Origin of the sequence: Streptomyces phytophilus (genome assembly GCF_013870535.1) — a bacterium.
In the GTDB taxonomy this organism is placed as follows: Bacteria; Actinomycetota; Actinomycetes; order Streptomycetales; family Streptomycetaceae; genus Streptomyces; species Streptomyces phytophilus.
Window position 1 is genome coordinate 1 of sequence record NZ_JACBXC010000023.1, and the last position, 19801, is coordinate 19801.

Below are 19801 nucleotides of genomic sequence, written 5' to 3' on the forward strand. Positions count from 1 at the left end.
CCTGGTCTCCGTACGTGCGCTCATGGCCCGAAGGTACGAGCCCCGCCCCCACCCCCGCTGATCATGGACAATTCCTGTGGATAACTCGCCGGTTGTGGACAACCCGCGGCTACGCGCCGCCCCGCCGCGACACCACCGCGCCCAGCAGCCCCGGCCCCGTGTGCGCCCCGATGACCGCGCCCACCTCGCTCAAGTGCAGCTCCCCCAGCCCCGGCACCCGCTCCCGCAGCCGGTCCGCCAGCTCCGCCGCGCGCTCCGCAGCCGCCAGGTGGTGCACGGCGACGTCCACCGGGCCCGCCGCCGCCGTCTCGACCACCAGCTCCTCCAGCCGGTGGATCGCCCGCCCCGCCGTACGGACCTTCTCCAGCAGCTCGATCCGCCCGCCGTCCAGCCGCAGCAGCGGCTTGACCGCCAGCGCCGAGCCCAGCAGCGCCTGGGCGGTGCCGATCCGGCCGCCGCGGCGCAGGTAGTCCAGGGTGTCGACGTAGAAGAACGCCGACGTGCCCGCCGCCCGCCGCTCCGCCGCCTCCACCGCGTCGTCCACGGCGCCGCCGGCCTCCGCCGCCTCCGCGGCGGCGATCGCGCAGAAGCCGAGGGCCATCGCGACCATCCGGGTGTCCACCACGCGCACCGGCACGGGCGCTTCCTTCGCCGCCAGCACCGCCGCGTCGTACGTCCCGGAGAACTCCGCGGACAGGTGCAGCGACACGATGCCCCGCGCGCCCGCCTCCGCCGCCTTCCGGTACGTCGCCGCGAAGAGCGCCGGACTGGGCCGCGACGTCGTCACCGGGTTCCGCTTGCGCAGCGCCTCGGCCAGCGAGCGGGCGGAGATCTCGGTGCCCTCCTCCAGCGCCCGGTCGCCGAGTACGACGGTCAGCGGGACGGAGATGATGCCGTGCCGCCGCATCGCCTCGGGCGGCAGATAGGCCGTGGAATCGGCGACGATCGCGACATCGGGGGACATGCCCAAGACACTACTGGGCTCGCGGAACACCCCGCATCCGAGGGCCGCACGGCGCGTAGGGGCCGGGCGGTCCGCCGGGGGCCGACCCGCTGGCCCGCCCCCCGGGAAGGGCTACGCCGACTCCGGCTTGCGCAGCTTCTCGATCTTCGACAGCAGCGCCTGGAAGGCGTCCTGCCCCTCCGACGTCCCGCCGGACGACAGCGCCGCCTGCTGCTTCGGCGAACGGCCCGCGCCGTCCGCCGCCCGCGCGTCCTTGCCGGACCGCTCGCCGGACCGCTCACCTGGCCGATTGCCGGACCCGGCGGCCTCCGCCGCCTCCTGGTCCGCCGCCGGCGTCCAGTGCCGCAACGCGCCGGTCTCCAGGTCGATCTGGGTCGTCAGCGCGTCCAGCCCGTCCTCGTCCTCCGCCGTGTGCCGCGCGCGGTCCTGCGCCGCCCAGCGCAGCGAGTTCGCCGACTGCGCGATCCGCTCGGCGCGGCTGCGCAGCTCCGGCAGCCGCTCGGCGACGCGCGACTTGTCCGGCTCGCGCTCCAGGAGGCGCAGTTCGCCGTCGACCTGGCGCGCGTACTCGTGGAGCCGGTCCAGCAGGCCGATCGACTCGCGCAGGCCGGGGTCGCCCTGCACGGCGTGCTCCAGTTCGCGGCGGGTGGAGTCGACGGAGCTGCGCAGGGTGAGCCGCAGGCCGGCGATGTCGCCGGCCGCGCCCGGCTGCACCGCGCGGCGGGCCTTGAGCGTGGTCTCCTGGACCGTCTTGCGGGTGTCGGCGACCGTGCGCTCGACGCCGCGCTTCACCGCCCGCGTCGCCTTCACGGTCAGGACCACGCCCGCCGCGACACAGAGCACGAAGAACAGCGCCAGCAGAGCGACGACGACGTCCATGAGGTCTGCATCCCTCCATCTCGGGCCCCGCAGGCCCGGGCGGCCACGGCAGGCGGTCTTCCTTCAAGCGTACGGGTACGGGAAAGGCCGGGTGGCCCCATCGGCCCCCGGCCTTCCCGGAATCGTCCCTTAGGGAACGGCTCCCGCGGACTTCCGCCGGTGTCCTCAGATGACGATGTTCACCAGCTTCGGCGCCCGTACGATCACTTTCCGGACCGGCGCCCCGCCCAGCGCCTTCCGCACCGCCTCGTCCGCCAGCGCGGCGGCCTCCAGCTCCGCCTCCGCGATGTCGGGCGACACCTCCAGCCGGGCCTTGACCTTGCCCTTGACCTGCACCACGCACGTGATCGTCTCGTCGGTCACGTACCGCGGATCGGCGACCGGGAACGGCTCGTAGACCACCGTCGTGCTGTGCCCCAGCCGGTGCCACAGCTCCTCTGCGACGTGCGGCGCCAGCGGCGCGACCAGCTTCACCAGCACCTCGGCGACGCTCCGCGGCACCGCGGGCAGCTTGGTGACGTGGTTGTTCAGCTCCGTCGCCTTCGCGATGGCGGTGTTGAAGCGCAGCCCCGCCATGTCCCTGGCGACCCCGTCGACGGCCTTGTGCACCGCCCGCAGCGTGTCCTCGTCCGGCTCGGCGTCCACGACGGTGACGGCGCCGGTCGACTCGTCGACGACGTTGCGCCACAGCCGCTGCAGCAGCCGGTACTGGCCGACGACCGCGCGGGTGTCCCAGGGCCGGGAGACGTCCAGGGGGCCCATGGCCATCTCGTACAGCCGCAGCGTGTCCGCCCCGTACTCGGCGCAGATCTCGTCGGGCGTGACGGCGTTCTTCAGGGACTTGCCCATCTTGCCCAGCTCGCGCCTGACCTGCTCGCCGCCGTACCAGTAGCCGCCGTCGCGCTCCTCGACCTCCGCGGCGGGCACCGGGAAGCCGCGGGCGTCGCGGTAGACGTACGCCTGGATCATGCCCTGGTTGAACAGCTTGTGGAACGGCTCGGCGGACGAGACGTACCCCAGGTCGTACAGCACCTTGGACCAGAAGCGGGCGTACAGCAGGTGCAGCACGGCGTGCTCGGAGCCGCCGACGTACAGGTCGACGCCGCCGTGCGGCTTGCCCTCGGCCGGGCCCATCCAGGCGCGCTCGATCGCGGGGTCGACCAGTTGCTCCGCATTGTGCGGGTCCAGGTAGCGCAGCTCGTACCAGCAGGAACCGGCCCAGTTGGGCATGGTGTTGGTCTCGCGCCGGTAGCGCTGCGGGCCGGCGCCCTCGCCCAGGTCCAGGGTGACGTTCACCCAGTCCGCGTTGCGCGACAGCGGCGTCTCCGGGCGGCTGCCGGCGTCGTCCGGGTCGAAGGTGCGCGGCGAGTAGTCCTCGACCTCGGGCAGTTGCAGCGGCAGCATCGACTCGGGCAGCGCGTGGGCGACGTCGTTCTCGTCGTAGACGATGGGGAAGGGCTCGCCCCAGTAGCGCTGGCGGCTGAACAGCCAGTCGCGCAGCCGGAAGCTGACGGTGCCCTCGCCGACGCCGCGGTCCTCCAGCCAGGCGATGATCTTCCGCTTGGCCTCGGCGACCTCCAGGCCGTTCAGGTCGATGCCGTCGCCGGCGGAGTTGATCGCGGGGCCGTCGCCGGTGTACGCCTTGCCGTCCCAGTCCGCCGGCGGCCGCACGGTGCGGATGATGGGCAGCTCGAAGACCTCGGAGAACTCCCAGTCGCGCGCGTCCTGCCCGGGTACGGCCATGATGGCGCCGGTGCCGTAGCCCATCAGGACGTAGTCGGCGATGAAGACCGGGACGCGTTCGCCGTTGACGGGGTTCAGCGCGTACGCGCCGGTGAACACGCCCGTCTTCTCCTTGGCTTCGGCCTGCCGCTCGACGTCGGACTTGGCGGCGGCCTGCGCGCGGTACGTCTCCACCGCTTCCGCGGGCGTGGCGTGCCCGCCGGTCCACACCTCGTGGGTGCCCTGCGGCCAGCCGGCCGGGACGATGCCGTCGACCAGGGGGTGCTCGGGCGCCAGCACCATGTAGGTGGCGCCGAACAGGGTGTCGGGACGGGTGGTGAAGACGGAGATCCGCGTGCCCTCGTGGCTGTCGACCGGGAAGTCGACGCGGGCGCCCTCGCTGCGGCCGATCCAGTTGCGCTGCTGCAGCTTGATCGCCTCGGGCCAGTCCAGCTCGGCCAGGTCGGCCAGCAGCCGGTCCGCGTAGGCGGTGATGCGCATCATCCACTGCCGCAGATTCGCCTTGAAGACGGGGAAGTTGCCGCGCTCGGAGCGGCCGTCGGCGGTAACCTCCTCGTTGGCCAGCACGGTGCCCAGGCCGGGGCACCAGTTGACGGGCGAGTCGGAGGCGTACGCCAGCCGGTACCCGCTCAGCACCTCGGCGCGCTCCTCGGCCGTCAGCCCGGCCCAGGGGCGCCCGTCGGGCGTCTCGCGCTTGCCGGTCTCGAACTGCTCGACCAGGGTGGCGATCGGGCGGGCGCCGCCGGCCTCCTCGTCGTACCAGGACTCGAAGATCTGCAGGAAGATCCACTGGGTCCACTTGTAGTAGCCCGGCTCGATCGTGGCGAAGGACCTGTCCCGGTCGTGCCCCAGGCCCAGGCGGCTCAGCTGGCGGCGCATGGAGGCGATGTTCGCCTCGGTGGTGACGCGCGGGTGGGTGCCGGTCTGCACGGCGTACTGCTCGGCGGGCAGGCCGAAGGCGTCGAAGCCCATGGTGTGCAGTACGTCGTGACCCGTCATGCGCTGGTGGCGGGCGTAGACGTCGGTGGCGATGTACCCCAGCGGATGGCCCACGTGCAGGCCCGCACCCGAGGGGTACGGGAACATGTCCATGATGAACTTGCGGGGCCGGTCCGACGCCGCGGCCGTGTCCACCGCGTACGTGCCCTCGCGCTCCCAGAAGTCCTGCCAGCGTGCCTCGATCTCGGCGGCCAGGGCCGCGGTGTAGCGGTGCGGTGCCGTCGCCGGCACTGACTCGGTGGCGGCGGCGGTCGTCGTCTCGCTGCTCATCGTCCTCAAAGCTCCTGGTGGTCTCTGCCGGCGGTCGGATGCGGAAACGAAAAATCCCCTCGCACAGGAGGGGACGCCGCGCTGAGTGTTTCCTTCGTCAGCGCGGCCCGCTAAGCAGAAGGCGTCGGGCACGCATGTCCTCAGGGTATCGCAGCCGGGTCGGGGCCCGAGGTGTCCTTTTCGCCCCCGGGTCCCGGCGGTACGGGTGCCGCGGGGACCGTCCGCGACGAGGCGTCCGCGCAGCGCCGCGCGAGCAGGGCGAACGCGTCGGCGAGCGGGCGCGGTGCGGCATCGGAGAGAGCGGCGTCGAAACGGCCCAGCGAGGCGGCGAGGGCCGTCCACGACCAGGAGCCCGCGGTGAGCCGGCAGCGGTCGGGCCCGAGCTCCTCCACGATCCCGTCGCCGGCGAACGGGATCACCTCCCGGGCCGGCAGGTGCAGCACGACCTCGCCGGTGCACGGCCACGCGTCCCCGCGGTCCGAGCCCTTGAAGTGCCCCGCGAGGAAGTCGCGGACGTCCCCGCCGGGCACGGTGCGCGGGACGAAGCCCGGCCCCGTCGGCGTCCTGGGGCTCATCCGGTCGAGCCGGTAGACGCGCCAGCCGCCGGCGTCGAGATCCCAGGCCACGAGGTACCAGTGCCCGCGGCCGAACACGACGTGGCGCGGCTCGGCCCGCCGCCGGTCCGGGCCGGCATCCGGAGCACGGTCCATCGGCACGTAGTCGAACCGCAGCACCTCGCGCGCCCGGACCGCCGCGCTCACGGCCAGGAGCACCGCGGGGCCGGCCACCGCCCCGCTGCCGGAGGGCAGGGTCGTGAACGCCACGGCGTCGACCCGGTGGCGCAGCCGGGCGGGCAGCACCTGCCGCACCGTCGTCAGCGCCCTCAGCGCCGCCTCTCCGCCCGTCGCGCCCGACGCCGCGGCGGTCCGGAGCGCGACCGCGAGGGCGACGGCCTGGTCGTCGTCGAACAGCAGCGGCGGCAGCTGCGCACCTGCGTCGAGCCGGTAGCCGCCGTCGGGTCCCTTGACCGCGGTGATCCGGTAGCCGAGGCCGCGCAGCTGGTCGATGTCGCGGCGCAGGGTGCGATCGCTGATCCCCAGCCGCTCGGACAGCACGCGGCCGGGCCAGTCCCGCCGGGACTGCAGCAGCGACAGCAGGTGCAACATGCGCGAGGGCGATACGGCCATGCCGTTCATGGTGCGCGGAGAAGCGGACATTCGGTGTCCGGTACTGCTGTGAGGCTCGGTCGGGCAGCCGCGGATCCGCGGCTGCTCTTGCCGACAGAGGACCGAGGAGTCAGCAGCATGACCATCGACATCACACCGCACCTGAACTTCCGCGGCAGCGCGCGCCAGGCGCTGGAGTTCTACCGGAGCGTGTTCGGCGGAGAGCTGACCGTCGTCAGCTACGCCGACATGGGCAACGACGACCCCGCCACCGCCGACCACGTCACGTTCGGGCAGGTCGTCTCCGACGACGGCTTCCGCGTCATGGCCTACGACGTCTATCCCCGGCTGGACTGGCACCCGGGGACGGACCCGTTCTTCGTGTCCGTCCGGGGCACCGACCCCGACCGGCTCCGGGGCTACTGGGACGGGCTCGCGGAGGGAGCGGAGATCAGGCAGCCCTTCGGGCCGTCGGAGTGGGCGCCGCTCTACGGGCAGCTCACCGACCGCTTCGGTGTCACCTGGGTGCTGGACATCGCCGCCGAGTATCCGGCGGCCTGACCGGGCGGCCCGTCCGGAGGCGGAAGGCACGTCCGTGACGTACGTCCTGATGTGCGAGTGGAGCTAAGGAGATTCGAACTCCTGACCCCTTGCATGCCATGCAAGTGCTCTACCAACTGAGCTATAGCCCCCGGGCGGGCCTCACTTTACCCCACCGGGGGCAGCGGGCGATCAGGCCGTCGCGAACGAGTAGAAGCGCTTGAGCGTGCAGTGCTCGTCCAGCAACCGCCCGTAGATCGGCTCGCCCTCCAGCTCGCGGTACGTCTCGATGGGGTCGCCCTTTATGATCAGCGCCCGCGCGCACTCCTCGCACCAGTACTGGTAGTCGGGGTTGAGCGGCTCCATGTCGCGCACGATGGGGGTGCCGTTCCCGCACCAGTCGCACTTCCTGCTGTGTGCTCCCATCACTCAGCTCCAGCTATGGCCGCAGGCCGTGCACACATAGGACACTCCGCCGTTGTCACCGAGCACCTGCGCGACGTGCGAGGAACCGCAGGCTGGACAGTGCAGGGCGGAGGCGCGGATCGCTCCCGGCCGACGGGTGTCGGCCGCCGGCTGCCTCCCGGTGGCGCACGAAGGCATCTCGCAGCCCCTCCCTTCGGCTTCCGCCCTGTGAGGATGCTGTGATTCTGCCACGCGCGGCCGGGGCGGTCAGCGCCGATACCGGTACCGAACCCCCGCAAGCAGCCCGAGCACGCCCACAGCGGCCAGCGCGACCGACGCGTCCCATACCGCGTCCGCGGAGTTCTGCACCGTCAGCGCGCCCAGGCGCTCCAGATACAGGGTGCCGATCGTCGCCACTCCTATGAGGCCGCCGAGCTGCGCCGTGGTGGTCATCAGGCCGCTGGCGTGCGGCGCGTCCTCGGGGCGTACGAGCGCGAGCGCGCCGGTCAGGCTGGGGCTGAAGGCGAGCGCCAGGCCCAGGCCGACGCCGGTCAGCCCGGCGTAGAAGCCGGGGCCGCCCTCGCCGCCGTCGCGCATCGCCAGACCCACCGCGAGGAACGACACCGTGAGCGTCGTGAAGCCCGTCGGCACCAGCGCGGGGCGCAGCCGCTCCGGAAGCCGCTGCCAGGTCAGCCCCGCGATGCCGAAGGCGACGGCGGTCGGCACGAAGGTCAGCCCCGCGCGCAGCGCGCCGAAGCCGAGCCCGGCCTGGAGGTGCAGCGCCATGACGAACATGAACGCGCTGTTGACCACCATCGCGAGCCCGGCGCGCACGACGGATACGGGCATCCCCGGCGCACGCACCACGCGCGGCGGGAACAGCGGCACGCCCCCGCGCCGGGCCAGGCTCGATTCGTACGCCGCGAAGGCCACCGCCGCCGCGACGCTGCCGCCCAGCATCACCCAGCCCCAGACGGGCCAGTCCAGCTCCTGTCCGAGCACCAGCGGCACGGTGAACAGGGACACTGCGGACGCCAGCAGCACCAGGCCGCCGCGGTCGAGCACCCCGCCGTAGGCCGGGCCGGCGCCCGCCGCGGGGCGCGGCTCGTCACGCGGCAGCATCCGGGCGCCGAGCACCAGCAGGGGGATGCCGACGACGACGTTCACCAGGAACACCGGGCGCCAGCTCCAGCCGAAGAGGTCGGCGCTGACCAGCAGGCCGCCCGCGATCTGCCCGGCGGCCGCGCCGGTGGCCAGCACGGCCGCGTAGACGCCGAGGGCCCGGATGCGCGCGGTGCCGGTGAAGTTGCGCTGGATGAGGCTGAGCACCTGCGGGATCATCGCCGCGGCGCCCGCGCCCTGCACCAGCCGGAACGCGATGAGCTGCGCGGAGCTGGCGGCGAGGCCGCAGGCCAGGGAGGCGGCGGTGAAGAGCACGAGCCCGCCGAGGTACATGCGGCGGTGGCCGAACATGGCGCCGAGCCGGGCCCCGGTGATCAGCAGCACGGAGTACGAGATGACGTACCCGGCGACGATCAGCTGCAGCTCGGCGCCGGAGGTGCCCAGGTCGGTGCGCATGGTGGGGGCGGCGACGTTGACGATGAAGACGTCGAGCAGCGCCATGAACTGGCCGGCCAGCACGATGCCGAGGAGCCAGCCGGGACGTCCGCCGGACGCGTTGTCGGTGCCGGGCGCTTTACTGGAGGCATCGGCGGTGCCGGACGGCCGGGGGCCGGCGGGAGAGGTCGTGGTGGTGTCACGCATACCGCGAGCATCTCCCCCGGGCTGTACTGGTAATGAGAGCCTGCTGATGCTGGTACTGACAGCACCTGGCACGGCGGGGCTACCGGCCCCACCCTGGGGAGATGAGCGTGATGACGACGGAGGCGCACACCCGCCGCAGGCCGGAGCTGGCGGTCTTCCTGCGCAGCCGCCGGGCGCGCATCACCCCGGCGGACGTCGGCATGCCGCCCGGCCCGCGGCGCCGCACCCCGGGGCTGCGCCGCGAGGAGGTCGCGCAGCTCTCCGGCGTCGGCGTCACGTGGTACACGTGGCTGGAGCAGGGGCGGCGCATCAACGCCAGCCCGCAGGTGCTCGACGCGGTGGCGCGCACGCTGCGCCTCGACGCCATGGAGCGCGAGCACCTGTACCACCTGGCCGAGGTGCCGTACGCACCCGAGCCGGCCGCCGCCGCCCAGTCCGTCGGCCCGGAGGTGCGGGCGATCCTGGCAGCCATGGACCTGCCCGCCGCGGTCTACAACTCGCGCTATGACGTGCTCGCCGCCAACGAGCTGTACGAGCGGATGTTCCCCGCCGTCCGCGCCGCCGCCCCGCAGGAGCGGAACGTACTGTGGCAGCTCTTCTCCGCCCGCGCCTGCTGCTGCGCGATGGTCAACCGGGACGAGGAGCTGCCGATGCTGGTGGCCACGTTCCGCGGGGCGTACGGGCGGCACGTCGGGGAGCCGTCCTGGGAGGGGCTGATCCGCGGCCTGTCCGAGATCAGCGAGGACTTCGCGGCGATGTGGCGCAGCGGGGACGTGGCGCCCCCGGGCTCCCGCATCAAGGTCGTGCAGCACGCCTCGGTCGGCGAGCTGCGCTGCGTGTCGACGTCGCTGTCGATCACCGGCATGCCGGAGACCCGGATCGTGGTCTACTCCCCCGCCGACGAGGTGAGCCGCAAGCTGCTCGACTGCCTCCGGACGCTCGCGGACCCCCTGGTCGGCTGCCGGGCCCACGCCCGCCCCCTGTCGGAGGAGCGCGCCCGCCAGGTGGCCCTGCGGGGTCCGGAAAACGACGAATCCCGCCCCAGCGGGACGGGATTCTGAAGACCGGTTCGGGTGGAGCTAAGGAGAATCGAACTCCTGACCTCTTGCATGCCATGCAAGCGCTCTACCAACTGAGCTATAGCCCCTTGCAGTCGCCCTGCCGTTCCCGGGGGCGAACGAGCTAAAGCTTAGCGGGAGTGGGCCCGGAAACAAAAATCGGTTATCCGGGATCGGACCCGGCTCTTACGTGTCGTCTCCCAGCACCGGCTCCGGCAGGCTCCCCGCGTTGTGCTCCAGCAGCCGCCAGCCCCGCACCGACTCCCCGAGCACCGACCAGCTGCAGTTCGACAGCCCGCCCAGCGCCTCCCAGTTGCGCGGTTCGATGCCCAGCAGCCGCCCGATCGTCGTCCGGATCGTGCCCCCGTGGCTGACCACCACCAGCGTCCCGGCGTCCGACAGCTTGTCGGCGTGCGCCAGCACCACCGGCGCCGCCCGGTCCGCGACCTCGGTCTCCAGCTCCCCGCCGCCGCGTCGCACCGGCTCGCCGCGCTTCCACGCCGCGTACTGCTCGCCGTGCCGCGCGATGATCTCGTCGTGCGTCAGCCCCTGCCAGACGCCCGCGTACGTCTCACGCAGCGCGCTGTCGTACGTCACCTCCAGGCGCGTCAGCGACACCAGCTCCGCGGCCGTGGCGCGCGTACGCAGCAGGTCGGAGCAGATCATCGCGTCCGGCCGCAGCGCCGCCAGCAGCCGGGCGGCGCGCCGCGCCTGCAGCACGCCCGCCTCGGTCAGCTCGATGTCGGTCTGGCCCTGGAAGCGCCGCTCCAGGTTCCAGGCCGTCTGGCCGTGCCGCCACAGGACGATCCGGCGGTCACGCATCCCGCCGGGCCCCGTCGCCGTGCGCGTCCGCGTACTCCGCGGCGCGGCCGCGGGTGGCCGCGGCGTCCGGCGGCAGGTCGAGCTGGGGGCAGTCCTTCCAGAGCCGCTCCAGCGCGTAGAACACGCGCTCCTCCGAGTGCTGCACGTGGACCACGATGTCCGAGTAGTCCAGCAGGACCCAGCGGCCGTCCCGCTCGCCCTCGCGCCGCACCGGCTTGGCGCCGCGCTCCTTCAGCAGCGCCTCCTCGACGCCGTCGACGATGGCCTTGACCTGGCGGTCGTTCGGCGCCGAGGCGAGCAGGAAGGCGTCGGTGATGGCGAGGACGTCGCTGACGTCGTACGCGACGATGTCGTGCGCGAGCTTGTCTGCGGCGGCCTGGGCCGCGGTGCTGACCAGGTCGATGGAGCGGTCCGTTGCGGTCACGGGCGGGGCTGTCCACTTCTGTCGGGAACTCGGGGTATCCCTGCGGATACGTATTCCAGGATCTCACGCCAGTACGACAGCCCCGCGGCTCCCGGCACCGTCACCCCTCGTAGTCCTGCCCGAGGACGACCACCACGTCCGCGTTCGCCGGCGTCCTGCCCTTGGCCACCGCCTTCTCCGGCAGCCCCAGCGTCTTGGCGACCTGCACGGCCTGCTCCTTCGCCGCCGCGTCCGCGTACCGCACCTCGGAGGCCGCCGCGGGCTCCGCCGCCCGGCCGCCGTCGACGAACGTGAACCCGCCGTTGACCAGCGCGACCTTCGCCGTCTCCGCCGGCTTCGCGCTGCCCGCGCCGTTCTGCACGCTGACCCGCGCGGCCGTGGCCCCCTCGGGGCTCTTGACCGTGCCGCCGAGGACGTCCTCGACGACCTTCTGCGTGGCCTGCTCGCTCGGCCGGCCATCGCCGCCGACCTCCAGCGCCTCGGTGGCGTACGCGCCCTCCTTGGCCAGCTCCGACAGCGACGCCAGCGACGCGGCCAGCTCGGCTTCGGACAGGGACGGGTCGAGGACCATGCCCATCGACTTCACCAGGTTCTTGGCGCCCGCGGTGTCGCTCGGGAGGTTCTTCAGCACGGCCTGCATGACCTGGCCGAAGCGCTGCAGCTGCGCCGTCTGCGGCTCGCCGTCGGTGTGGTGGGTGGCGTAGGCGATGGCCGCCTCGCCGTTGAGCTTGCGCTTCTGGCCCTTCTCGACCAGTGGGTCGTCGCCCTTCTTCGCGCCGGGCACGGTCGCGTCGGCGTCGACGGTGATGCCGCCGACGCCCTCGACGAGGATCTCCAGGTACGGGGTGTCCAGCCGCCAGCTCCCCTTGATCTGCGAGCCGAGCAGCCCGTCGATCGCGTCCCGGGTGGCGCCCGCGCCCTGCTCGTCGACCGCCTGGCCGAGGGTGGTGGCGGTGCCGTCGTCGCCGGAGACGGCGAGGTCGTTGGGCAGCAGCACGGTGGTGCCCTTGCCGGTGGTGGCGTTGTTCACCAGCAGCGCGGTGGCGCTGGGGCCGCCGTCGGTGTCGTGGAGGTGCACCACGAGGGTGTCGCGCTTCTCCTCGCCCGTCGCCGCGGGCGCCGTGTCGCCGCCGACGAACGGCAGGCGGTCGGTGGCCCACAGGTAGCCGGTGCCGCCGAGCGCGGCGAGGACCATGACGACCAGCAGCGCGACGCGGCGGTTGCGGCCGCGGCGCTTGGCCTCCTCGCGGCGCTCGGTGCGGCTCTCGGTGAACTTCAGCCAGTCGATGACGTCTTCGGAGGACTCGGTCTCGTCCTCGACGAAGGAGAACTGCTCGGTGGCGTACTCGCGCGCGTCGTGGGGCGGGCGGCCCTGGCCGGGGGGCTCCCCCGGCGGGCGCTGCTGCGGGATGCGTCCCCACTCGCCGTCGGGCGGTACGGGCGTCACGGGCTGCTCGCCGGAGTGCGCGGCGGGGCCGTAGGGGTCGTAGTCGTAGTCGTAGCCGACGGCCGGGGGCGGGGCGTGGGGGGCGTAGTGCTGCTGCGCCTGGGGGTGGGGGGCCTGCGGGTGGGGGGCCTGGGCCGGGTAGGAGGCGTGCTGCTGCGGGGGCGGCTGCTGGGCGTACGGGTCGTAGTCGTACCCGTAGCCGCCGGACTGGTCCTGGTAGCCCTGGCCGCCGGGGTCCTGGGGGGCGCCCTGCTGGTCGTAGTCGTAGCCCTGCCGGCCGTACGGGTCGTGGCCGCGGGCGTAGGGGTCCTGGTACGGGTCGTGGCCCTGCGGGCCGCGGTATCCGTCGTTCACTGGTGCCCCTTCCATAATGGGCAATCCCCGCCCACGGTTCCCCCCCGTGCTTACCCTTCGCTCCCCGTGCGGCCCCCTGCCGCCCTCGTAGATCCTGCGCGTCAATCGCGGTCGCGGTAAAGCCTTCGCTTGTTGATGTAGCGCACAACGCCGTCAGGCACCAAATACCAGACGGGTTCGTCGCGAGCCACCCGTTCCCGGCAATCCGTGGACGAGATGGCGAGCGCGGGAACCTCGACCAGCGACACCCTGCCCTCGGGCAGCCCGGGGTCGTGCAACCGGTGACCCGGCCTGGTCACGCCGATGAAGTGGGCCAGTGAGAACAGCTCCTCCGCGCCCCGCCAGGTGAAGATCTGGGAGAGCGCGTCCGCGCCGGTGATGAAGAAAAGCTCCGCCTCCGGTTCGAGCCCGTGCAGCTCCCGGAGGGTGTCGATCGTGTACGTGGGGCCGTCGCGGTCGATGTCGATGCGGCTGACCGAGAACTGCGGGTTCGACGCCGTGGCGATCACGGTCATCAGATACCGGTCCTCGCGCGGCGAGACGACCTTGTCGCTCTTCTGCCAGGGCTCGCCCGTGGGCACGAAGATCACCTCGTCGAGGTGGAAGCGGGCGGCGACCTCGCTCGCCGCCACCAGGTGACCGTGGTGGATGGGGTCGAACGTCCCGCCCATCACGCCCAGTCTGCGCCTCACCGCAGTCAGCGGTCCCGGTTGAAGCGGGTGGTGATGAACAGCAGGAGCAGCAGGATGAACAGCGCGCTCCCGCCGATGAAGTACGGGTTGAGGCTGGCGTGGTTGCCCTCGTGCTCGCCGCCGCCACCGCTCTCGGATGCGGAGGCGAGGGTCACGGCGAGGTCGTGGGCGGCGGTCAGAGCGCTCATGGTCACTGTGGCCAATCCGGTGTCGTCGGGTGGGCGTGCCTCGACATCGTAAGCGGGTCCGCGGCCCGCCCCCACGTCGGCTCCGCCATCGGGGGGCGCCGGCCGCGGCCGCCCCGGCGGCGGCCGAGGTCACCGCCGGGTGCGGATGCCGTGACGAACCTGCTACGGAACTCCCGGCCTCGCCGGCCCGTTGTCGCACTAGCCTTGGGGGCCAGACGTACGGGGAGGGGACGGACAGACATGCCTGAACTCAACAAGAACGTGCCGAGCCGAGAACGCAGGAGGTTCCCGGACATCTCCTCGCGGGCGTACGAGCACCCCGCCGACCGCTCCGCGCTCGTCTCGCTGCGCAAGCTGACCGGCTTCGACAAGGTCTTCAAGGCGATAAGCGGCATGCTGCCGGAGCGCTCCCTGCGGCTGCTGTTCCTCTCCGACTCGGTGCGGGTCAGCGACCAGCAGTTCCAGCACCTGCACGACATGCTGCGCGACGCCTGCTACATCCTGGACCTCGAAAAGGTCCCGCAGATGTACGTCAAGCAGGACCCCCAGCCCAACGCGATGTGCATCGGCATGGACGAGCCGATCATCGTCGTCACCACCGGCCTCGTCGAGCTGCTCGACGAGGAGGAGATGCGGGCCGTCGTCGGGCACGAGGTGGGCCACGCGCTCTCCGGCCACTCGGTGTACCGCACGATCATGCTCTTCCTCACCAACCTCGCCCTCGCGCTCGCCTGGATCCCGCTGGGCGCCCTGGCGATACGGGCCATCATCGCCGCGCTGCTGGAGTGGTTCCGCAAGTCGGAGCTGTCCGCGGACCGCGCCGGGCTGCTCGTCGGGCAGGACCTGGAGGCGTCGATGCGCGGGCTGATGAAGCTCGCCGGCGGCAACCACCTGCACCAGATGAACGTCGACGCGTTCCTCCAGCAGGCCGAGGAGTACGACAAGGGCGGCGACGTCCGCGACTCCGTCCTGAAGATCCTCAACGTGCTGCCGCGCAGCCACCCGTTCACCACCATCCGCGCCGCCGAGCTGAAGAAGTGGGCGGAGAGCCGCGACTACCAGCGGATCATGGACGGCCACTACCCGCGGCGCGACGAGGACAAGGACGCCTCCGCGCGCGAGTCCTTCCGCGAGTCCGCCAGCAGCTACGCGGACACCGTGAAGAACAGCAAGGACCCGCTGCTGCGGCTCGTGAACGACATCGCGGGCGGCACCGCCGACATAGGCGGCAAGCTGCGGGACCGCTTCAACAGCCGCGGCGCCGGCGGCGCCGGCGGCGCCGCCCCGTCGGACGGCTCCGGCCCCTCGGACGCCCCGCCCAACTGAGCACCGTCCCCCTCCGCTCAGCAGCGCCCACCGTACGCGCGACGCCGCCGCCCCTCGTCCCGGGGCGGCGGCGTCTTTCGTACGGCGCGTCTGCGTACGGTGCCTCTGCATACGGTGCTTCTGCATACGGCGCGTGCTACGACGCCTGCGTGGCCTGCCCCGTGTCCAGCACCCCGCACAGCGATCCGCTCAACTGCCCCGGCGTCGCGAACGGGTTGGTGCCGTGCGGCGTCTTCTGCGGGTCCCGCTCGCCGGCCAGCAGCGGCCGCAGGTACCCGGCGGCGTCCGCGGTGCACGCCAGCGGGCCGGCGGTCAGCGCGGTCTCGGCCAGCTCCAGCTGCCGGTCCCGCAGGTCGTCGTGGTCGAAGCGGAGGCGCACCTGGCGGCGCACGGTGAACAGCGAGGCTTCCGCCTTCCCCGGCGTCCCGACGGACGCCTTCGCGGGGCGCAGCACGTAGACGAAGACGTGGTCCGCGCTGACCTCCAGCTCCTGTTCGCCGACCTCCGCGAAGGTCACCGCGCCGTCGACCCGTACGCTCTCGTCGGCCAGTCGCACGTGCTCGGGGTCGAAGCGGACCATCCAGCCGGTCGCGGCGTGCCTGCCGTCGTCGGCGGGGCGGGCGAGGCTCTGGTCGAACTGGCCGTGCTGCTGCGGGTCGAGCTGGACGCGGATGTCGCGAACGTTGCCGCCGGTGAGCGTGTGGACGTCGACGGCGGAGGTGACGAGGTAGTCCTTGCTGGCGGTGAGTGCCTGGACGACCTGCTCCTCGGTGAAGTTCCGGGTCGCCGCCGGATCCGGCAGCTCGATGCCGGCGGCACCGGTGCCGAAGTCCCCGGCGGGGCTGCCGGCGATCAGCTCGCCGGGCGCGCCCCCCGGCACCGGGCCCTCGGGGGTCAGCGGGACGACGGTGCTGCGCAGCGGCGCCGCGGCGGGGACGCCGGGCTGCCGGTAGGGGTGGCGTACGCCCATGTAGATGGCGGTGCCGAAGGCGAGCGCGATGAGCAGGACGAGCACCAGGGCCTGCCGGGAGGCGCCGGGCCGCTGGGGGCGGCGGCTGCGTACGGCGGGGGTGTGGTCGCCGACGCGCTCGCGGGCGGAGTACTCCTCCAGGCGGGCAGCCTTGACGAACGCCTCATCGAAGACGATGGAGCGGTATTCGTCGTCTCCGCCTCCGGGGGCGCGCTCGGGTGTCCCGTCGGGCGGGCCTTCGTGCCCGGCCATATACAGAAGAGTAGGTCCGCGGCGCCCCGCGTAAACCGGCGCGTCAACGCCAACTTGCCACTGCGCCGACCGGGTGAGGATCAATCGGGCGGAAGCGGTTGCCGCAGATCGCCGGCGCCGGTCCGGCGGGGGTGGTGCAGCGGGTCAGCGCGGCGTCAGCGACGGCTCGCGGGCGTCCGCGCCGGTCGTGGCCGACGGGCTGGAGCCGCCGGGGGGCGGGGCGTCGTCGCGGCCGTCGGGGCCGGAACGGTACACGGCGGCGAAGGACAGCGCGACTATGCCGACGCCGAGGAGGAGGGCGAGCAGGAGGGCGACGGGGCGCTGCCAGTGCCCGTGGCCGCGGTACGGGCGCAGGGCGCCGCCGTAGGGGCCGTACGGGTCGGGGGCGTCCGGGTCGTCCCAGCCGTCGTACATCCGCTCGTCCTGCGCGGCGCCGTCGAGGACGGCCTCGGCCTGGGCGCGCGCCTCCGCGGCGCCGACCATGCGCTCCACGGCGCTGGGCTCGTGGAAGTGCGCGGAGCGGACGAAGTCCTCGTCGAGCACCACGGCGGCGAACTCTTCGTCCGCGCCTCCGTGGTGGTGGCTGTCGGGCTCGTCACCGTCGGCGTACGGTGGCCTGCCCCCCACATCGTCCGGCACCCGACCAGCGTAAACCGGGACAGTCGGGATGCGCCAGGCAACGCGGGATCCGGCGTCGGGTCCCGGCCACCCGCCGCGGACCCGCGCGGCGGCCGCCACGGGCCCGGGAAGGGGCCTGTACGGCCCTCTCGCGGCCTCGGCACGGCCGCCGGGGCACGGATGGCCCGATGGTCCGTTCGGCTGCCGGGCGCCCGGCTACTGGCCCTTGAGCTGGCCGTCGCCCGTGACGACGTACTTCGTCGAAGTCAGCTCCGGCAGCCCCATCGGCCCGCGGGCGTGCAGCTTCTGCGTGGAGATGCCGACCTCCGCGCCGAAGCCGAACTCCGCGCCGTCGGTGAACCGGGTGGAGGCGTTCACCATGACCGCCGCGGAATCGACCAGTGCGGTGAACCGGCGGGCCGCGCCGGTGTCGCGGGTGACCACGGCCTCGGTGTGCCCGGAGGACCAGCGGCGGATGTGCGCCACCGCGTCGTCCAGGGAGCGCACCACGGCCGCCGCGATGTCGTACGACAGGTACTCCGTGGCCCAGTCCTCGTCGTCGGCGAGCGGCACCTCCACGCCCGCGGCGGCGCCCGCCTTCACCCAGGCATCGTCCCCGTGCACGGTGACGCCGGCGGCCCCGAGCGCCCGCAGCGCGCGGGGCAGGAAGACGTCGGCCACGGCCTGGTGGACGAGGACGGTCTCGGCGGCGTTGCACACGCTGGGGCGCTGGGCCTTGGAGTTGACGAGGATCTGCTCGGCGAGGTCGAGGTCGGCGTGCTCGTCCACGTACACGTGGCAGTTGCCCGTGCCGGTCTCGATCACCGGAACCGTGGACTCCTCGACGACGGTGCGGATGAGGCCGGCGCCGCCGCGCGGGATCAGCACGTCGACCAGGCCGCGGGCGCGCATCAGCTCGTGCACCGACTCGCGGCTCTGCCCGGGCACCAGCTGCACGGCGTCCGGCGGCAGCCCGGCGGAGGCGACCGCGTCGCGCAGCACGGCGACGAGGGCGGAGTTCGAGGCGTACGCGGAGGAGGAGCCGCGCAGCAGCACCGCGTTGCCCGACTTCAGGCACAGGGCGGCGGCGTCCGCGGTGACGTTGGGCCGGCCCTCGTAGATGATGCCGACGACGCCCAGCGGCACCCGCACCTGGCGCAGTTCCAGACCGTTCGGCAGCGTGGAGCCGCGGATCACCTCGCCGACGGGGTCGGGCAGCCCGGCGACGTCCCGGACGTCGGAGGCGACGCCGGCGATCCGCTCCGCGGTCAGCGTCAGCCGGTCCACGATCGCCTCGGAGACCCCGTCCGCCCGCGCGCGGGCGACGTCCTCGGCGTTGGCCGCGACGACCTCCGCGGCACGCGCCTCCAGGGCGTCGGCGACGGCCAGCAGGGCGGCGTCCTTGGCCGCGCGGGGCAGCGGGGCGATGATCGCCGCCGCGGTACGCGCCCGCTGGGCGGCCTGGCGGACCGGGGACAGGGTTTCGCTGCTCATGCCGAGCAGCGTAGTCGGCGGTGCCGACATCGTGGACGGGCCGTATCACTCCGCGAGACGCGGACACCGGCGGGTGTGTGCTCCCGCGCTTCGCCTCGTGCGCGTGCGCCGGGAGCCGCCCCGGGGCGCGGAAGCCGCCACGCGCGCCGGGTCATACACTCCCCCGCCGCCTCCGGTACGGGCCCCTGCCGCCCGGATCGCCCGCCGCGGCTCAGAACGGATGCACCCCCACCGGCACCGCGGGGGCCGGTCCGTAGCCGTCGGCGATGCGCTGGTGGTACGTCTCCCGCGCGATCACCTCCAGGCCGACGATCTCCCACGGCGGCAGCTGCGCCGACGCCCGGTGCTCCCCCCAGAGCCGCAGTGCCACGGCCGCCGCGTCGTGCAGGTCGCGGGCCTCTTCCCAGTAGCGGATCTCGGCGTGGTCGTTGGCATAGCGGCTGGTCAGCAGGAAGGGATGGTCGTGCGCCAGCCGTTCGAGACCGCGCCTGACCTCCTTCAGCGGGGCCTCGGGTCCTGCGACGCTCAGCGTGACGTGCCACAGCCGGTGGACACCGTCCGCGGCGGGCCCGTCGGCGTCCGCCGCGGCCCCCGGCTCCTCCACGCTGCCCGCATGCCCACCTCCGGTCCCCTTGACGCTGGTCAGCGTCCGCTGTGCCGTTCCCCGGGGCAGCGCCCCTGGACGCCCTTGTGTCACGGGCGGCCTCCTGAATACGAGTCTGCAACGGGCTGCGCGCCGCGGCAGCCCCATACAACAAAGTTGACCAGCCGACGCGGTCGCCCGTGGTGCTTTTGCCCAAGGTCTCTGCCGCGACACCGGTTTTTTCGCGTGCCGCGCGCCGGTCTCACGCGGGGTGCGGCAGCCGTCGCGCGCCACTTGCCGCACGCCGACTGTCAACCGTCACTTGCCGCCCGGCAGTTGCGGCACCTCTGTTGCCGCTCGGCTGCCTCGTCGCACCACACGCGGCACCCGCCGCGCCGCCGTCACGCCTTACTTGTCGAGCACCACGAGGTCGTCCCGGTGCACGACCTCGCGCTCGTACGCCGGACCCAGTTCCCTGGCCAGCTCGCGGGTGGAGCGCCCGAGCAGCCGCGGCAGCTCCTCGGCGTCGAAGGCGACGAGCCCGCGGGCGACCGCCCGGCCCGCCGTGTCCCGCAGCTCCACCGGATCGCCCGCCGAGAACCGGCCCTCCACCTCCTTGATCCCCGCCGGCAGCAGCGACGTGCGCCGCTCGGTGACGGCCCGGACCGCGCCGTCGTCCAGCACCAGCGCGCCCTGCGGGGTGGAGGCGTGCGCGAGCCACAGCAGCCGGCCCCGCGCTCGCCGCCCGGTGGGGTGGAAGTACGTGCCCGTGGGCTTGCCGGCCAGCGCGGCGTCCGCGTAGACGGCGGAGGTCAGCACGACGGGCACGCCCTCGCCGGTGGC

Annotated in this window: 19 protein-coding genes and 2 tRNA genes; 3 read left to right on the forward strand and 18 right to left on the reverse strand. The window is 73.2% G+C overall.

Translation table 11 applies throughout. The annotated features are described in order from the left end of the window. Positions 1–109: 109 nt before the first annotated feature. From H5J30_RS03370 to H5J30_RS03385, 4 genes are all read right to left on the reverse strand, one after another. Positions 110–964 carry a DegV family protein gene (locus H5J30_RS03370; protein ID WP_181785642.1) on the reverse strand — a complete coding sequence of 285 codons (855 nt, stop codon included), beginning with the start codon at positions 962–964 and terminating at the stop codon, positions 110–112. 111 nt (positions 965–1075) lie between these two features. Then, complete coding sequence (locus H5J30_RS03375) at positions 1076–1843, reverse strand: hypothetical protein (protein ID WP_181785643.1); 768 nt, start codon at positions 1841–1843, stop codon at positions 1076–1078. Between the two features lie 165 nt (positions 1844–2008). After that, positions 2009–4855 (reverse strand): leucine--tRNA ligase, encoded by a 2847-nt coding sequence (gene leuS, locus H5J30_RS03380; RefSeq protein ID WP_181785644.1) that lies wholly within the window; start codon positions 4853–4855, stop codon positions 2009–2011. A 140-nt stretch (positions 4856–4995) separates the two neighbouring features. Then, positions 4996–6042 (reverse strand): helix-turn-helix transcriptional regulator, encoded by a 1047-nt coding sequence (locus tag H5J30_RS03385; protein WP_181785645.1) that lies wholly within the window; start codon positions 6040–6042, stop codon positions 4996–4998. A 117-nt stretch (positions 6043–6159) separates the two neighbouring features. On the opposite strand from H5J30_RS03385, the gene H5J30_RS03390 reads away from it, so the two are divergent. Continuing rightward, positions 6160–6582: a VOC family protein gene (locus H5J30_RS03390; RefSeq protein WP_181785646.1), complete on the forward strand. Its 423-nt coding sequence runs from the start codon at positions 6160–6162 to the stop codon at positions 6580–6582. Positions 6583–6640: 58 nt separating this feature from the next. On the opposite strand, the gene H5J30_RS03395 is transcribed toward H5J30_RS03390, so the two are convergent. From H5J30_RS03395 to H5J30_RS03405, 3 genes are all read right to left on the reverse strand, one after another. Then, positions 6641–6713, reverse strand: a tRNA-Ala gene (locus H5J30_RS03395). 40 nt (positions 6714–6753) lie between these two features. Next, positions 6754–6987, reverse strand: coding sequence for a hypothetical protein (locus tag H5J30_RS03400; RefSeq protein WP_026276023.1), 234 nt, complete (start codon positions 6985–6987; stop codon positions 6754–6756). A 246-nt stretch (positions 6988–7233) separates the two neighbouring features. Further along, positions 7234–8730 (reverse strand): MFS transporter, encoded by a 1497-nt coding sequence (locus H5J30_RS03405; RefSeq protein WP_181785647.1) that lies wholly within the window; start codon positions 8728–8730, stop codon positions 7234–7236. 110 nt (positions 8731–8840) lie between these two features. Between H5J30_RS03405 and H5J30_RS03410 the strand changes: the two genes are divergently transcribed. After that, positions 8841–9791: a helix-turn-helix transcriptional regulator gene (locus H5J30_RS03410; RefSeq protein ID WP_181785657.1), complete on the forward strand. Its 951-nt coding sequence runs from the start codon at positions 8841–8843 to the stop codon at positions 9789–9791. Positions 9792–9804: 13 nt separating this feature from the next. Here H5J30_RS03410 and H5J30_RS03415 read toward each other — a convergent pair. From H5J30_RS03415 to H5J30_RS03440, 6 genes are all read right to left on the reverse strand, one after another. Continuing rightward, positions 9805–9877: transfer RNA gene (locus H5J30_RS03415), tRNA-Ala, on the reverse strand. A gap of 97 nt (positions 9878–9974) precedes the next feature. Continuing rightward, the gene (locus H5J30_RS03420; protein WP_181785648.1) at positions 9975–10610 is read right to left on the reverse strand and encodes a histidine phosphatase family protein; all 636 of its coding nucleotides are present in this window, start codon (positions 10608–10610) and stop codon (positions 9975–9977) included. Beyond that, positions 10603–11034, reverse strand: a complete 432-nt coding sequence (gene rsfS / locus H5J30_RS03425; RefSeq protein WP_181785649.1) for a ribosome silencing factor — start codon at positions 11032–11034, stop codon at positions 10603–10605. Before rsfS ends, H5J30_RS03420 begins: the two co-directional genes overlap by 8 nt. 100 nt (positions 11035–11134) lie before the next feature. Next, positions 11135–12835 (reverse strand): LCP family protein, encoded by a 1701-nt coding sequence (locus H5J30_RS03430; protein WP_181785650.1) that lies wholly within the window; start codon positions 12833–12835, stop codon positions 11135–11137. Between the two features lie 101 nt (positions 12836–12936). Then, positions 12937–13527: a nicotinate-nucleotide adenylyltransferase gene (gene nadD / locus H5J30_RS03435; protein WP_181785651.1), complete on the reverse strand. Its 591-nt coding sequence runs from the start codon at positions 13525–13527 to the stop codon at positions 12937–12939. Positions 13528–13532: 5 nt separating this feature from the next. Beyond that, a complete protein-coding gene (locus tag H5J30_RS03440) occupies positions 13533–13715 on the reverse strand; it encodes a hypothetical protein (protein WP_181785652.1) in 183 nt (60 codons plus the stop codon). Between the two features lie 240 nt (positions 13716–13955). On the opposite strand from H5J30_RS03440, the gene H5J30_RS03445 reads away from it, so the two are divergent. Further along, a complete protein-coding gene (locus tag H5J30_RS03445; protein ID WP_181785653.1) occupies positions 13956–15041 on the forward strand; it encodes a M48 family metallopeptidase in 1086 nt (361 codons plus the stop codon). 136 nt (positions 15042–15177) lie between these two features. On the opposite strand, the gene H5J30_RS03450 is transcribed toward H5J30_RS03445, so the two are convergent. The 5 genes from H5J30_RS03450 to H5J30_RS03470 all read right to left on the reverse strand — a co-directional run. Next, complete coding sequence (locus H5J30_RS03450; protein WP_181785654.1) at positions 15178–16263, reverse strand: SCO2583 family membrane protein; 1086 nt, start codon at positions 16261–16263, stop codon at positions 15178–15180. Positions 16264–16407: 144 nt separating this feature from the next. After that, a complete protein-coding gene (locus tag H5J30_RS03455; protein ID WP_309505420.1) occupies positions 16408–16902 on the reverse strand; it encodes an SCO2584 family spore wall biosynthesis protein in 495 nt (164 codons plus the stop codon). Between the two features lie 195 nt (positions 16903–17097). Then, the gene (locus H5J30_RS03460) at positions 17098–18375 is read right to left on the reverse strand and encodes a glutamate-5-semialdehyde dehydrogenase (RefSeq protein WP_181785655.1); all 1278 of its coding nucleotides are present in this window, start codon (positions 18373–18375) and stop codon (positions 17098–17100) included. Between the two features lie 211 nt (positions 18376–18586). Next, on the reverse strand, positions 18587–18979 hold the full coding sequence (locus H5J30_RS03465) for a DUF8830 family protein (RefSeq protein ID WP_508470401.1): 393 nt from the start codon (positions 18977–18979) through the stop codon (positions 18587–18589). A 387-nt stretch (positions 18980–19366) separates the two neighbouring features. Then, positions 19367–19801 (reverse strand): PUA domain-containing protein (locus tag H5J30_RS03470; protein WP_309505421.1); only part of this gene is annotated, 435 nt, incomplete at its 5' end.

Excerpts from the sequence above, each read along its gene's own strand:
- H5J30_RS03400 (WP_026276023.1), bottom strand. The coding sequence starts at position 6,987 with ATGGGAGCACACAGCAGGAAGTGCGACTGGTGCGGGAACGGCACCCCC.
- H5J30_RS03420 (WP_181785648.1), bottom strand. The coding sequence starts at position 10,610 with ATGCGTGACCGCCGGATCGTCCTGTGGCGGCACGGCCAGACGGCCTGG.
- leuS (WP_181785644.1), bottom strand. The coding sequence starts at position 4,855 with ATGAGCAGCGAGACGACGACCGCCGCCGCCACCGAGTCAGTGCCGGCG.
- H5J30_RS03460 (WP_181785655.1), bottom strand. The coding sequence starts at position 18,375 with ATGAGCAGCGAAACCCTGTCCCCGGTCCGCCAGGCCGCCCAGCGGGCG.
- H5J30_RS03445 (WP_181785653.1), top strand. The coding sequence starts at position 13,956 with ATGCCTGAACTCAACAAGAACGTGCCGAGCCGAGAACGCAGGAGGTTC.
- H5J30_RS03410 (WP_181785657.1), top strand. The coding sequence starts at position 8,841 with ATGACGACGGAGGCGCACACCCGCCGCAGGCCGGAGCTGGCGGTCTTC.
- H5J30_RS03370 (WP_181785642.1), bottom strand. The coding sequence starts at position 964 with ATGTCCCCCGATGTCGCGATCGTCGCCGATTCCACGGCCTATCTGCCG.
- H5J30_RS03405 (WP_181785647.1), bottom strand. The coding sequence starts at position 8,730 with ATGCGTGACACCACCACGACCTCTCCCGCCGGCCCCCGGCCGTCCGGC.
- H5J30_RS03385 (WP_181785645.1), bottom strand. The coding sequence starts at position 6,042 with ATGGCCGTATCGCCCTCGCGCATGTTGCACCTGCTGTCGCTGCTGCAG.
- H5J30_RS03390 (WP_181785646.1), top strand. The coding sequence starts at position 6,160 with ATGACCATCGACATCACACCGCACCTGAACTTCCGCGGCAGCGCGCGC.
- H5J30_RS03440 (WP_181785652.1), bottom strand. The coding sequence starts at position 13,715 with ATGAGCGCTCTGACCGCCGCCCACGACCTCGCCGTGACCCTCGCCTCC.
- H5J30_RS03450 (WP_181785654.1), bottom strand. The coding sequence starts at position 16,263 with ATGGCCGGGCACGAAGGCCCGCCCGACGGGACACCCGAGCGCGCCCCC.
- H5J30_RS03375 (WP_181785643.1), bottom strand. The coding sequence starts at position 1,843 with ATGGACGTCGTCGTCGCTCTGCTGGCGCTGTTCTTCGTGCTCTGTGTC.